Origin of the sequence: Mycobacterium sp. KBS0706 (assembly GCF_005938675.2) — a bacterium.
Lineage (GTDB): Bacteria > Pseudomonadota > Alphaproteobacteria > DSM-16000 > Inquilinaceae > Inquilinus.
In genome coordinates this window covers 1-431 of the sequence record NZ_VCCH02000364.1, presented here as the reverse complement: position 1 = coordinate 431, position 431 = coordinate 1, and the positions used below count along the sequence as shown (strand labels likewise).

At 73.3% G+C, this 431-nt stretch carries 1 protein-coding gene; it reads right to left on the bottom strand.

Features of this window, described 5'->3' with window-relative positions:
- Window positions 1–431, bottom strand: a 431-nt coding sequence (locus FFK22_RS42295) for a tyrosine-type recombinase/integrase (protein ID WP_143957052.1), incomplete at both ends; no start/stop codon positions are given.

Here is a 431-nt window from a genome sequence, read left to right as displayed (position 1 = left end):
CTTGTCGAGCGCCGCGGTCGCCGCCGCGGCATGGCAGGCGCGGTTGAGCTGGCGGGTGGTCAGCGGCTGGGCCGGGTCGCGGCCCGGGAACAGCCAGCCGCGCGGCCGGGCCTCCCGCCACCAGGCGCGCAGCAGCTCGAGGAGATCCGGCGCGAGCATGACGTAGCGGTCCTTGCGGCCCTTGCCCTGCTCGACCCGGACCAGCATGCGGGCGGAGTCGATATCGGAGACCTTGAGATGGACGATCTCCGAGGCGCGCAGGCCGCAGCCATAGGCGACGCTGAGGGCGGCCTTGTGCTTCAGGCCGGGAGCGCAGTGCAGCAGCAGCGCCACCTCCTCGGGGCTGAGCACGACCGGCAGCCGCTCGCCCTGGCGCACCGTCGCCAGCCGGTCGCTGAACGCGGCCGGCCGAGCGTGACCTTGCAAAAGAA